The organism is Deltaproteobacteria bacterium, assembly GCA_016178705.1.
Classification (GTDB): Bacteria; Desulfobacterota; Binatia; order HRBIN30; family JACQVA1; genus JACOST01.
Genome location: JACOST010000009.1, coordinates 295,203 through 309,078 on the forward strand (window position 1 = coordinate 295,203; position 13,876 = coordinate 309,078).

General features: G+C 65.5%; 9 protein-coding genes. 3 read left to right on the top strand and 6 right to left on the bottom strand.

Translation table 11 applies throughout. The annotated features are described in order from the left end of the window. Positions 1–67: 67 nt before the first annotated feature. Both HYR72_05595 and HYR72_05600 read right to left on the bottom strand, forming a co-directional pair. Entirely contained in the window at positions 68–1,876 is a 1,809-nt protein-coding gene (locus HYR72_05595; protein MBI1814430.1) for a M3 family oligoendopeptidase, read from the bottom strand. A gap of 48 nt (positions 1,877–1,924) precedes the next feature. Further along, positions 1,925–3,307 carry an adenylate/guanylate cyclase domain-containing protein gene (locus HYR72_05600; protein ID MBI1814431.1) on the bottom strand — a complete coding sequence of 461 codons (1,383 nt, stop codon included), beginning with the start codon at positions 3,305–3,307 and terminating at the stop codon, positions 1,925–1,927. 153 nt (positions 3,308–3,460) lie between these two features. Here HYR72_05600 and larA point away from each other — a divergent pair, with 153 nt between their 5' ends. After that, on the top strand, positions 3,461–4,774 hold the full coding sequence (gene larA, locus HYR72_05605) for a nickel-dependent lactate racemase (GenBank protein MBI1814432.1): 1,314 nt from the start codon (positions 3,461–3,463) through the stop codon (positions 4,772–4,774). Positions 4,775–4,830: 56 nt separating this feature from the next. Here the strand turns inward: larA and HYR72_05610 are convergent, their stop codons facing one another. Then, a complete protein-coding gene (locus tag HYR72_05610) occupies positions 4,831–7,509 on the bottom strand; it encodes a zinc ribbon domain-containing protein (protein MBI1814433.1) in 2,679 nt (892 codons plus the stop codon). A 125-nt stretch (positions 7,510–7,634) separates the two neighbouring features. On the opposite strand from HYR72_05610, the gene HYR72_05615 reads away from it, so the two are divergent. Beyond that, on the top strand, positions 7,635–8,519 hold the full coding sequence (locus tag HYR72_05615; protein ID MBI1814434.1) for a flap endonuclease: 885 nt from the start codon (positions 7,635–7,637) through the stop codon (positions 8,517–8,519). A 154-nt stretch (positions 8,520–8,673) separates the two neighbouring features. Here the strand turns inward: HYR72_05615 and HYR72_05620 are convergent, their stop codons facing one another. The 3 genes from HYR72_05620 to HYR72_05630 form a co-directional block, all read right to left on the bottom strand. Further along, complete coding sequence (locus tag HYR72_05620) at positions 8,674–10,044, bottom strand: flippase-like domain-containing protein (GenBank protein ID MBI1814435.1); 1,371 nt, start codon at positions 10,042–10,044, stop codon at positions 8,674–8,676. Positions 10,045–10,304: 260 nt separating this feature from the next. Continuing rightward, complete coding sequence (locus HYR72_05625; GenBank protein ID MBI1814436.1) at positions 10,305–11,630, bottom strand: hypothetical protein; 1,326 nt, start codon at positions 11,628–11,630, stop codon at positions 10,305–10,307. 68 nt (positions 11,631–11,698) lie between these two features. Beyond that, on the bottom strand, positions 11,699–12,553 hold the full coding sequence (locus tag HYR72_05630; protein ID MBI1814437.1) for a hypothetical protein: 855 nt from the start codon (positions 12,551–12,553) through the stop codon (positions 11,699–11,701). 93 nt (positions 12,554–12,646) lie between these two features. On the opposite strand from HYR72_05630, the gene HYR72_05635 reads away from it, so the two are divergent. Next, complete coding sequence (locus HYR72_05635) at positions 12,647–13,840, top strand: hypothetical protein (protein MBI1814438.1); 1,194 nt, start codon at positions 12,647–12,649, stop codon at positions 13,838–13,840. Positions 13,841–13,876 lie beyond the last annotated feature (36 nt).

Genomic DNA, 13,876 nt, shown 5'->3' on the forward strand with positions numbered 1-13,876 from the left:
AAACTGGCGTGAGACGCCAGCACCTACGTCCCGGGCGTTCCGGCGTAGGTGGTACGCCGATGTGATCTCACGTGAGGGACGCGGCCAACGTCTGGGCCTCGTCAACCATCGCGCGAATAGGAGTCAGCCCGAGCTGCCAGAACTCCGGCTGGCTGACATCGACGCCGATGCGCTGCAGCAGCGTGGCCGGCGCTTCGGCGCCGCCAGCGGCGAGCAGGTCGAGATACTTGGGCACGAACGCGCGGCCCTCGCGTTGGTACCTCGCGTAGAGCGCGAGCACGAGCAACTCGCCGAAGCCGTACGCGTAGCAGTAGAACGGCGAGTGGACGAAGTGCGGGATGTACGCCCACCACCAGCGATAGTCATCGGTGAGCTGCACGGCGTCACCGTACACGGCAACGTTGGCCTGCAGCCACAGCTCGCCGATTCGCGGGGCGGCCAACTCGCCTTCACTGCGCCGTGCGGCGTGTAGGTGCTGCTCGAAACGCGTGAGCGCGATCTGCCGGAACACGGTGGCAAAGGTGTCTTCGATCTTGCCGCACAGCAACGCCAGCCGCGCCTTCGGATCTCGCTCTTGGCGGCGCAGGCGATCGAATACCAGCATCTCGCCAAACACCGACGCGGTCTCCGCCATCGTCAGCGCCGTGCTCTGCTGGAAGAAGCCGCGGTCGCGGGACAGGTACTGATGAACTCCGTGCCCCAACTCGTGCGCAACCGTCATCACGTCGCGGGCGCGGCCGGTGTAGTTCACCAACACGTAGGGATGCACGCTCGGCATGGTCGAGGCGCTGAACGCGCCACCGCGCTTGCCATCGCGCGGCTCGGCATCGATCCAACGGCGCGTGAAGAACTCCGCGGCGATCTCGCTCATCCGCGGTGAGAAATCACGGTACGCCTCGAGCACGAGGTCGCGGCACGCGTGCCACCCCGTGGCGTTGCCTTCGAGGGAGATCGGCGCGTAGCGATCGTAGTCGTACAGCACATCAAGGCCCAGCAACCGCCGCTTGAGTTCATAATAGTCGTGAACGACGGCGCTGCCGGCCTCCGCCGCCGTCATCAACGCATCCACCGTGGCGGTGTCGATTTCGTTGGCGAGGTGCCGCGACTGCATCGGATCGCCAAACGCGCGCAATCGATCGTTGACCGCGTGATCCTGCACCAAGGTGTTGAAGATGAACGTGATCACCAAGCTGTTGGCTTGCAACCCGGCCGTCAGCCCGCGCGCCGCCGCGTGGCGCGCCTCGCGTCGCGAGTCGTAGAGCAGCGCGAGCACGGCGCTCTCGTTCAACGATTGCCGCTGGCCGTCGAGTTCCACATCGAACTGGAGCGAGGACAGCAGCTCGTCAAACAGCCGCGAGAACGCTCGCCCCCCCGTGTTGGCCTTCTCTTCGAGCAACTTCTCCTCGACCTCGGTCAGTGTGTGCGGCCGATAGCGCCTGAGACTCGCCAGGTAGTGGCGATATCGCGCACAGGCGTCCGACTCGATCACGCGGCGCGCCGGCTCGTCGGCCAATGCGAGCCATTCGAGTTCAAAGAAGAGTACCTGATTGCTGATCGCGGTGCCGCGCTCCTGCGTCATCGCCACCAGTGCGCCGTGCGCGGGCGGACGGACATCCGCCGCGTGCCGCAATCCGGCATAGATCCCAGCGCGCGCCGCCTGCTCGGCGATCGCTTCCAACTCGGCCATCGCGGTGGCCATCCACTGCGGATCGGGACCGGCGGGGACGTTGACGGTGCCGCGATACTTCTCAGCAAACGCGGCAGCTCGCTGACTGGCGCGGTCGAGATCGGCGCGCAGAGCGGGATCATCGGGCGAACGGTACAAATCCCCCAGGTCCCAGGTCACACCGGTCGCGTGCAAGTCGTCAGCGCTCATAGCCGGGCAGCTTACCGAGAAGTCCGGCTCGCGCAAGCGTGCGCGCGACTACGCGTTGGCCTGGCCGTCGAGGCCTTCGGAAGCCGGTCCAGGTATGACCTCGTACACGCTCACCGGATGCTCGAAACCCTTCACCTGAATCTCGCCTTTCGGAGCGCAAGCGATCTCATCGCTGACCAACATGTAGGTTGAATGGCTGAGCAGGATGCGACTCGGCACGCAGTGGGCCTGCAACCTGGCCGCGAGATTCACCTGCCGTCCGATCGCGGTGTAGTCCATGCGGTCGGTCGAACCGAAGTTGCCGATGGTGGCCTGGCCCGTGTTGATGCCCATGCGGACCTCCACGTCGTGCTCAACCCCATCCCGATGCCACTTCTGCCGCAGCGCCACCAGCCGCTCCTGCATCTCGGCCGCCATGCGAACGGCGCGCGCCGCCTGATCGCCGTCGGTTGTCGCCACCGGCGCACCGAACAGAATCATAATGGCGTCGCCGACGAACTTGTCGATCGTGCCACCGTGGCGGTTGGCGATCGCCGACATCTCGGAGAGGTACTCGTTCAACAGCGCGGATAGATCCTCAGGTTCGAGTCGCTCCGCGATCACCGTGAAGTCTTTGATGTCGGAGAAAAAGAGCGTCAGCTTGCGCCGTTCGTGCCGCTCCACATCCTCGTAGTGTCCGGAGCGGATCTTGTCCGCGAGTTGGCTCGCGACGTATCGGCTGATCATCTCGTTGGCGCGCGCCAGCTCGTTGGACGTCTGCGAGAGCGCGAGGTTCGTAGCCTCCAGGTGGCGTTGCTGACGTTCCCTCACCGACACAGAGAGTTGCACGAGGAGGCTTACATAACCCAGGACGCTGAATACAAACGTGTAGACCCCGATGTACCACCCGGGCATTCGCAGCGCCTCCAGCGTCCGACCGCGCATTATAGGCGCGAGGGGCATGAGTTCGGAAAGCTCGAGGACCGAAAGCGCGGTGAGCATCGCAAATGCAAAGGCGAAGGCGACACCACCAGCTCTTCTGTCGAAGTAGAGGGGGACGAAGAGGATCACTAACGGCAGGATTGAAAGCCAAGGAGAAGTCGCCGTCCCGAACAGCCAGAGAACCACGATGACGAACGTCCCATACGCAAAGATCAACAAGTAGAACGTCCAGCGGCCCTCTCGCCCTTTCCGGGCGACCACCAACGACACGCCGAGGATGACCGCAATGACCAACACCCAGACCGCGAAGAAGCCAGCGACTCGCGGTACGTCCACCAGGCCGGGCGCCCACCAGGTGAACGCAAGCAGCGTCATCGTGGGGACCACAACGTGAAAGGCCAGCGCAGTAGCCATGGCGAAGGCGGTTTTCTTCGCCGTCGGCCACGTGGTCATATCGGCGTAGCGGTCGACGAGGCGATCGAAGCGGGTGGGACTCGGCGATTGCACCATGGCGCGCTCGTACCATGAGGACCCGACTGGCCACAAACGCAGAGCGCGGAGTCGGCGCCACCACGCAAGGACGCCAACATCCCTTGGGACGCGTCTCATAGATGGAGGCTTCCCCTTGCCCCGCTCGTGCGTGGTGGGTAAACAGGTAGCTCAATGGAGATTCGGCTCGACTATGGTCGCGACGGCCTTACGATCGACCTGCCAGATGGTCTGAACGTGTCGGTGATCGAGCCGGCGAAGGGGACACCGCTGCCCGATCCGACTGGTGCGATCGCTGATGCCCTCGCTCATCCGATCGGCACCCGTCCGCTCGCCGAGATTGCGCACGGACGGCGCGACGCTGTCGTCGTGATCTCCGACAAGACCCGCCCGGTTCCAAACGGCCTGACGCTGCCCGTCATCCTGCGCACCATCGAGAGCGCCGGCGTGTCACGCGATCGTATCGAGATCCTCGTTGCCACCGGTTTACACCGCGCGAACACGACCGATGAACTGGTCGCGATGATTAACGCCGAGATCGTCGCCAACTATCGCATCCGCAACCACGACGCCCGCAATGCCGCTGAGCACGTTCATCTCGGCCGCACCGCTCTCGGCACGGAGATCTGGCTCGATCGCGGCTTCATCAACGCCGATCTCAAGGTGTGCTGCGGCCTGATCGAGCCGCATTTGATGGCGGGGTATTCGGGCGGTCGCAAAGCGGTCGCGCCGGGACTCGCCGGCGTCGACACGATGCGCAGCGCGCACGGTGCGGCAATGCTCGAAGGCAACGTCGGGCCGGGCATCATCGAGGGCAATCCGTTCCACGACGACTTGCTGGAGATCGCGCGCCTGGCGCGCGTCGACTTTCTCGTCGACGTCACCATCAACCGCACGCGCGAGCTGACGGGAGTATTCGCCGGCGACATCGTCGCGGCGCACGCCGCCGGCGTCCGCTTCGTCGAGCACGAGGTCTGCGTCGCGCTCGACGCGCCCGCCGACATCGTGATCACCTGCGGCGGCGGCTTTCCGCTCGACGATACCTATTATCAGTCCATCAAGGGAATGGTCGCCGCGCTCAACATCGTGAAACGCGGCGGCACGATCATTCTCGCGGCGGCCCTCACCGAAGGGATTGGCAGCGAAGCCTTCCAACGGTTGCTGCGCGAGACGCGCGGCGACAACGACTTCATGGCCCGCATCACCGCGCCCGGTTTCTTCAACATCGATCAATGGATGGTGCAGCATCTCTGCCAGGTGCTGCGCAAAGCCAACGTCATCGTCGTTACCGACGGTATGTCAGCGGACACAGTGCGGACGTTACTCGTCGATCACGCGCCCACGGTCGAAGAAGCACTTGTGCGCGCGCGCGGCCACGTCGGAGCGAATCCGCACGTCGCCGTGCTGCCGCAAGGCCCCTACGTCCTCGCCACTGTCCGTGGCCGCAAGCTCTCGCTCGGCCGCGCGTGGATGGACGCAGCGGCGTAGCGCGTCTGGTCTCTGGTTCCTGGTCGGGGCCTACTGTCTATGCCGCCCCGATGTGTTCACAGCGGCAACGCGTACACCGTCTCGATCTGCGCACGGCCGCGAATGGCGAGTTCCGCGTGGCGCACGAACTTGACGCACACCTCCCGGCCGGCGCGGCGATACGTTGTGTCGTCAATGGCGACGGCAGCATTGAGCTCGCGCGTCATGCTCTGCAGGCGCGCGGCGAGATTGACGGTGTCGCCGATCACCGTCCAGATGAACCGATCCGACGACTGGATGTTGCCGACAAACGCCGGCCCGGTGCCGATGCCTACACCCACCGAGAGCGGCGGCTGACTGCTCGCGCCCAGCGCGGCCATCGCTGCGATCCCTGCGATGATCTCGCAGCCGACCTGCACCGCGGCGCGCTCTTTCATCGCCATCTCATCGGGAGCGCCGAAGACCGCCAGCAGCCCGTCGCCGTGGAACTCGACGACGCTGCCACCGCGCGCCCGTACCACCTGCGACACCATCTCGGTGTAGCGGTTGACGGTGTGGAAGATCTCCTCCGCCTGACGCGCTTCGGAGAAGCCCGTATAGCCGCGGATGTCCACGAACAGTACCGTCACCTCGCGCTCGCCGGCCTCGATGTCCTGGCCGCTGGCCAGGCGCGCGGCGACCGCCCCGGGCACGTAGCGGCGCAGCGCCGCCTGCATGGCACGCGCCTGCTCCGCCACGGCGGTGGCGTCGAGCGCGAGCAGGCGGTCGGAGACCTTGCCCGCGGCGGCGCCGAGCCAGGCGAGGTCGGTCGGCGTGTAGATGTCGCCGGAGCGCTTCGGTCCGAGACACACAAAGGCGATGAGATCAGCGCCGCGGCGAAACGGCACCAACACCGCGACCTCGAGGGTCTCGATCGCGGCGCGCTCGAAGGGCGTGAGGGAGGTCGACCGGCGCGCCGTCCAGCGCTCGGCGGCCAACGGCGTTGTGCGCTCTTGGAGCGTCGTGATCAGCGTGCTCTGCGCGGCGAAGGCGGGCGGCGCCGTGCGCCCGCGCACCGCCAGCGGCGTGAACACGTCACCAGCCCGGGCGTAGACGACAGCGGCCGCCGGCTCGAGCAGCGCATCGAGGCGCTCGCCCACCACGCGCGTCAGCTCCTGCATGTCGGCGCAGCCCGAAATCGCCATGAGCAGGTGCTCGAAGCCCTGTTCGAGGGCGACGCGCTGCGGGAAGAGAAGTCGGTCGATGCGCGGCCGCACGACTCGGTGCGCCGGCACGACGATCGCCGCGAGGGCGAACGCGAAGAGCATCTGCCCGTAGGCCGGGGCGAGTCCGAGGGCGTCGCTGGCGGCCTGCGAGGCGGTCGGCATCACGCCGAGCACGAGGGCCAGGCCGAGGATCGCCAGCACGCTGTACGAGAGCGTCGCACTGAACAGCCGGTCGATGTCGAGGAACTGGTAGAAGGCAATTGCGAGAAGGATACCGAGCGGGCACGCCACCAAGGCAATCGTTGCAACAGCAAAGAGCACGCTGACCCCCTCGAGGGCGACGCCCAATGGAACGAGGGCGAAGGCGAGGCTCAACGGCAGCAGTCCCACGTAGAAGCCGTAGATCACCCACTTGATCTGCCGGCGCCCGAGCGGGTCCGCGCGTTGGTACACGCGCGTGATCGCCACGAGGAAGGCGATGATGAAGGCAGTCTGTATGAGCCCACCCTTCCCCTTGAATATCGCTGCCGGTCCCCCATCCGGCAACCAAAGAGCGGCCGCGGTTGACGCCGAGAGCAGGAGCGCGAGTGCCCAGGCCACCGCTCGCTGTCCGCGACCCCACAGCCGGAGGCCCGGGAGGAACTCGTTGAGGTTCCAGAGTGTGAGCCCGCAGGCCAGCGGGATAACCAGCACGAAAAGTGTTATTCCGGCCCGGGGTGCGACCGGGGCCAAAAAGTAGGGCGTGAAGCAGAACGCCAGAAGCAGGCTCGACACGTACCAACGTCGCGCGAGGTGCCGGTGGGTGGCGCGCAGGAGCAGCAGCAGCGCGGTGCCAGCGATGCCGACGGTGAACGGGAGCGGCGTCCACCAACGACTCAGCGACGTGCTATACCCGGGAACGAGAAGCACGCGGACGTCGGAGCGCGTGCTGTCGCGTTCGATCGTCAGCAGCAGCGAGCGTGCACTGGCCTGCGCCGCTTGCGACCAGCGCAGTATCAATCCGGCGAACGACACGCCGCGCAGGTCGCTTCCGTCCAGGCGCAGCAGACGGTCGCCCACTGCGAGCGGGCTCGCCTCCGCACTCGGCGACGACAGAACTCGTCTCACCACCGGATACGACTGCGCGTCTGGCGCCGACGACGCATAGAACGGGGCGATCACGAAGTCGCCGCGGACGCCGTGGACCACGGTCATGACGACGCCGAACATGCAGACGGGCAGCAGCGTGCCGAGCAGCAGCCAGTCGACTGCCGCCAGTCGATGCCGGGGCGATCGGGAGAGGTTGTTAGTTGTTAGGTTGTTGGTTGCTAGGGGCGAAGGGACCTGCCTCGCCCGTCCGTCATCACCCGCACCACTTCGCGCAGCGGAGGGCGACGCATGCGTCGCCCCTGCACCGGACGCCGTCGCCGCCGCCCCGCAGCCGCCGCAGAAGCGCGCCTCCGGCTTCAGCTCGTGACCACAGCTCGCACACACGTGGGCCAGCTTCGTGCCGCACGACTCGCAGAAGCGGAGGCCGTCGTCATTCTCCGCGCGGCACTGTCGACACTGCATTGTGCCGCTTGTCTCCCAGATCGATCACCAGGCTGTCAAGCTGGGTTGTATTTCGGGTCCCAGGTTCGTAGTTTCTGGTCCGTGGTTTCTCTTACTGCCTACTGCCCACTGCCCTCTGCCTACTGATGTCCACCCTTCATCTCCTCGACGCCACGTTCGAATTATTCCGCGCCTACTTCGCGATGCCGTCGGAGACCGCACCCGATGGTCGCGAAGTCGGCGCGATTCGTGGCCTGATCGGCTCGACACTCGCGTTGCTGCGCGAACCGGATGTCACCCAGATCGGCGCAGCCACCGACCACGTGATCGAATCGTTCCGCAATCAGCTCTTCGCCGGCTACAAGCGCGGCGACGGGATCCCGCCTGATCTGTGGGCGCAGTTCCCGTTTGCGGAAGACGCGCTGCGCGCGCTCGGCGTCGTCGTCTGGCCGATGATCGAGTTCGAAGCCGACGACGCGCTGGCCACCGCGGCGGCACGCTTTGCCGACGCGGTCGAGCAAGTCGTCATCCTGTCTCCCGACAAGGACCTGATGCAATGCGTCGTCGGGCAACACGTCGTAACCTACGATCGCGTCCGCCAAAAGCGGTATGACGACTCCGCCGTACGCGCGAAGTTCGGCGTGGAGCCGTCATCGATCCCCGATCTGCTCGCACTCGTCGGCGACAGCGCCGATGGCATCCCCGGCATTCAGGGTTGGGGCATGAAGTCCACCGCAGCCGTGCTGTCCGTGTATCGCACGATCGACGCGATCCCGCTCGACGCGCGCGAGTGGCGCGTGCCGCTCCGGCGGGCCGCTCGCTTGGCGGCGACGTTGGCAGAGCATCGCGACGATGCCCGGCTGTACAAGACGCTCGCCACCTTGCGCACCGATGCGCCGATATCACCAACGTTGGCCGAGATGGAGTGGAAGGGCGTGCGCCGCGACTTGTTTCTCCCGCTCTGTCAGCGCTGCGGCTTCGGCGATCTCGCCAGCCGGCCGACGCGGTGGGACGAGGAGTCGGCGCGGTAGTCCCTGCCAGGACGGCCCTCGATACGTTCGCTCCGCGAACTACTCGGGCAAACGGATTTTGAAATGATTCGCGTAGGAACCGCTTCCCCGAGTAGCCGTACCGAGTAGAAGCCAAAGGCTTCGTACCGAGGGGCGGCGTATCGAGGGGCTCTATCTATGTGGTCTCGGCCTTGAGTCGTTCGAGGTCCGCGCGCGTCACCGCTTTCACTGGCTCGCGTCGCAGCAGCAGCCAGACACCGCCGGGAATCGACAGCGGAACCTTTTCGATCCAGAAGCCGAGGTGTCCAATCAAGAAGGCCTTCACCGCACCCGCCTTCGATCCCAGCAACCAGACGAACACGACTTCGCGCACGCCTTCCCCGGACGCGGATGGCAGGACGAAGGTGCCGAGCGTCATCACCGCGCTGGCGAAGAGCACTTCGAGCGGCTTGACGTTGCCGGTGCGGATCGCCAGCGCGTTGCAGAAGTACATCAGCGTGGTCGTCACCTGCCCGAACACCGCGAGCGCCAACGCCGCGACGAGATAGCGGCGGCGCGTCGCATACGCCGTCGCGGCGTCGATGACGCCGGAGAGAAAGCGGCGCGCGCGCGCCGACGGCACCAGATTCAGCAGGCCGCGAAACCAGGTTGGCTGCAGCAACACCAAGAGCGCAAACACGATCGCGCCGGCGAACGGGATCTTCATCGCGCCGATCAATTCTCCCAATGATTGGCCGTGCGTCACCGCGGCGGCGAACGGCATGAACAGCAGGATCACGACGAACAGCGCGACCAAGCCGATCACGCGCTCCACCGCCAGCGCCGTCGTACACTCGATCGGTTTGCGCGTGACACGGATCGTGTCGTAGAGGCGCCAACCATCGAGGCCCATCGTCGACGGCGTCACGATGCCGAAGTAGCGGCCGATGAAGTACGTGCGGTTGAGGTAGCCGAAGCTGAGTTGGATGCCCTGCCCTTGCAGCAAGATCTGCCAGCGCCAGACGTTGGCGAAGATGCCGGCGAGCTTGACGACAATGGCGAGCGCGAACCAGGGCAGGAACACCGCCATGTCGAGCGCGCGCACGGCGTGCCAGAGATCGACGAGATCGATCGGCACCAACTGAAAGCCTTGGATGCTGAAGTACGCGCTGTCGCCCGCATCGACGAGCGGTACCACGACGAACTCACCGTCGCGCAGAACGAAAACGCGCGCCAAGCGGCCGTCCGTGCAGTGCCGCAGCGCTTTGAACGGCTGCGCGACACCCGCGATGCGCACGAACACCGTGCGATCGGCGCTGGCGTCGCATACGTCGGCGAGGCTGACCGTCACGCGCGCCGGTGGCAGCGTGCGGCCCGTCAGTCGTGCCGTGATGCGCCCGACGATACCCGGGTACTGTGGGTTGGCGGCTTCAAACGTCCCGGGCCGATCGATCTCAACGACGGGTACCGGGCGATAGCCACCGCCGATCTCGACGAAGATTGCCACAAAAATTCCGACGGTGACTGCGAGCTTCGCAGCACTCTTGACAACCGACGCCACGCTCATGATTGGCGGTTGCTATACGGGCGCGTCGGCGGGAAAGCAACGTTGGGCGTTCGGCTTTGCACGGAAGATGGAGACATCCCTCTCGTCATACCGGCGAAATCCAAGACGACGCCCCATGCTCCGCCTGGATACCGGCTTTCGCCGGTATGACGGACTCATTGCCGAGTTGAATCCGTAGGGTGGGCACTGCCCACCATCCAATCGACCGGAATCGATCGGACGGTGGGCGATGCCCACCCTACATCCCTTTCAACAGGCCGTTACGGCTGCGCGCGCACGAGCTGCTCGATCGTGAGCGGTCCGTTCGGATCGCGTTCGCGCGTCTTGTCGTGGTAGCGATGGCACTCGACGCAACTCACACGCGCGCCCCCCGCCTCGTGGCACTTGCGGCAGGTGTTGATCCGGGGCAGCAGCACATCAGCGGTGTCGCGACTCGTGGCGGTCTTCTCGTGACAGGCGACGCAGCGTAGCTCGCGATGCGTGCGGTGGTCGAAACTTGCATGGGCAAACCAGCGTTGGGGGATGCCGGTCGCTGCGACGCGCGGCAACCCGCCCGCATCGCTGCCGTCTTCCATCACGTGACAGTACTGGCACCCCTTGCTCTTGGTGCGATAGAGCAGCGTCTCCCCCGCCTCGATCTGGGTCGCGATCCATTGTTCCGGTGGCGCGCCCGGCGTCTCATCATCATCGCGGCCGCGGCGCAGACCGCCGTTGTCCTCGGGCTCGCCGTGCAAGTCGTCCGGGTGCGCGGCGGCATAGTCGAGATAGAAGAGCCGCAGGAACGCGCGCACGACCTCGGGCTTGTCGTGCGGCACGGCTTGCGTTGTCCGCTCATCGAATCCCAGCGGGTGGCAGCCGACACACTGATCGGCGTAGGCGATCCGATTCATGTACGCCCCACGCACGTAGGGTAACGGCGCGCTGGCCGACGTGTCGGGTTTGCCGTACGGCCAGGTGGCGCGAGCGCTAGCCGCTCGATGACAGTCGCCGCACTCCATCTGCACCGGCCCGTTGGGACCGCGCAGCCCGGCCTTCAGATGTACCTCGTGATTGAGCTTGATCTGCGCACTATCTCGCGCCCCAGTGCGCAGCATCGCAAACTCGGGATGAACCACCGCGAAGTTGCTCACCCGCGCCTCGATGTGCAGATCCCCTCGTTTGACGACAAGGTCGTCGTGACACCGCGTGCAATGCTCGTCGCTCAGGTCAGCGAGCACATCGTGGCCCTTGTGCTCGACGTGACAGCTCACGCATTCGGGCGTGAAGACCTGACTGTCGTGGTGCGTCGGTCCGTCATGACACGCGAGACAGGCCTTGTCGGTGGTGCGCAGGAAGAAGCGACTCCCCTCCGGCTTCACATGGCAGGCCTCGCACTGCGCGCCGAAGACGGCGTGGCGCACCGACAACGGGCCGCTGTTGTATATCCTTTGATCGCCGCGCAGCCAGGCACTCGCCAGCCACAGCGCGGCGAGGCCCGCCGCACCCAGCGATGCGGTACGACGCCAGCGCCGCCAGCGATCGGGCCGGCGGTAGTAGTCCAGCTCGATGCGTTTGGCGAGATCCTTGGTTGTGCGCGGGCGTGCCATGGCGGATCAGTAGGCAGAGGGCGGTAGGCAGTAGGCAGCCGAGCACGAGTCACGAACACGAGTCACGACTAGTACCTCAGCGCGATCACCGCGTGCGCCAGGGTGAGCACGAGCAGGGCGATCGACAGCGGGACGTGGACGAACAGCCAGCCGTGTAGCCAATGGTGCAATCGGCGCTGGACTTCGAGTTGACGGTGTTCTTCGCAGAGCGCTTCCAACTCACCAACGATGTCGTGCGCCGCCGCCGGCAAGAGCGTGCGCCACTGCGTGAACAGGGCAGCGCGCTGTTTCGCGCTCACCCACGCTCGCCGCCGTGCCGTCTCTTTTCCGAGTAATGGCCGCACGTCACGGTGATACAACTCCTTCAGCCGGTCGCTGCCCTCGATCGCCGGCTCGGGCGCGTGCTTGCGTTCCCGGGCTTCTTCGCCACAGGCGATCGCTATCAAGTGGTCGGCCTCGGCCCGCAGTTGCGTGGAGACGTGATCGATCTGTTCGAAGATGGTTTCGAGCGGGGCTTGCGAGGTCATCGTGCGCGGCAGGATCTGTTGCAGCACCACGCCGAAGATGCCGCTCGCGACGATGGTGCCGAACAACAGCATCATCACGGTGGTGAGCGCGCCCCCTAATGCGAAGCGCGCGTGCAGCAGGATCAGCACGGCACTCAGCAGTCCCAGCCAAATGTGTCCTTTGAGCCAGGTTTGCGCGCGGCCGACTCGCCAGGTCGGAACTTTCTTGCGAGCGCCGAGGAGCGCCGCATAGATCATCAAGCCCGTTCCGGCGACGCCGTAGGCGAGACCAGGCCAGCTCCCCCCGCTCGGACCATTCAGCGACCAGCGGGCGTAGGGCACGTACGCAACGCCCGCCACGATCGCCAGACCGACACTCGCGCCGAGCCACTTCTTGTGACTCGCATCAATTAGCACGCAGCACCCTGCCCCCTCTCGCCGCGCTCAGCACTAATATGGTACGAGAGGCCGCGTCAACCTGATTCGCACAACCTGTCGAGGAGGCCGAGCATGATGCGTCGTTCGTGGGAGATTGTAGCGCTAGCCATCGTCCTCGCCGCGCCGAGCGTATGGGCAGCCGACACCAGCAAGTACACCGGCGTCGGTTCGTGCAGTGCAAGCAACTGCCACGGTGCGGCGCAGCCAGCGCAGAAGCAGGGCGACGCCGACAACACGTCCACGACTTGGTCGACCAAGGATCATCACGCGAAGGCGTTCACCAACCTCACCAACGAGCGGCTCAAGTCGGGATTCTCGCCCGGCAAGATGGCCAAGGCCCTGAAGATCGACAGCGCCGACAAGAGTGACAAGTGCCTCACCTGTCACGCTGACAATGCGCCTGCGGCGCAACGTGGCCCGAAGTTCGACGTCGCCGACGGGGTTGGCTGCGAGAGCTGTCACGGCGCCGCCGAGAAGTGGTTGGAGCCGCACGCCAAACCAAAGGAAGCCAACTGGAGCCACGCCAAGTCGATCGACAGCGGCATGTCCGACATGCTCGATTTGGTGAAGCGAGCGGAAAAGTGCGTGTCGTGTCATCTCGCGATCGATCACGCGCTGGTGACCGCAGGACATCCGCAGCCGGTATTCGAACTGGAAGAGTACAGCCTATCGATGCCCAAGCATTGGCCGGCGCCGTACGACAAGGGCCGCGAAGTCGGCTTCTTCGGCCCCCGCGCGTGGGCGACCGGGCAAGCGATCGAGTTGCGCGAAGCGCTCGTTCAGCTCGCGAAGCGGAGCAGCGACGGCGCACCCGCCAATCTCATCGAGAACAGTTGGCGGCAAGCCTGGGCGCACTACGCCGTGCTGAATCGCGTCTCCCCCAATCCCGCGGGACTCGACGGAGCGATCAAAGACAAAGGCAAGGCCGCCAGCGCCGCGAAGGGCGCCGCCAGCCCGCTCGCACAACTCGCGCAGCAGCTCAGCAAGAAAGAATTCGATAAAGACGCGACCAAGTCGCTACTCATCGCGATTGCGGGTGACAGCGAAGGCGTCTCCAGTATCGGCGCGAACGCCGCCGCGCAGACGGCTTTCGCGCTCGATGTTCTCTATCGCGCCTACGCCAGCGCCGATCCGGCGAACAAGAAGGAGATCAACGCCGCAATCGGAAAACTCTTCGACGATGCCGGCGACCCAATGAAGCCGGAGACCTTCAAGAAGGAGCAGTTCACCAAGGATCAGCAAGCGGTGGCGGCGTTGCTCAAGTAGCGCCGGTAGGCACTCACCGGCGTCGTACAAGAAGGC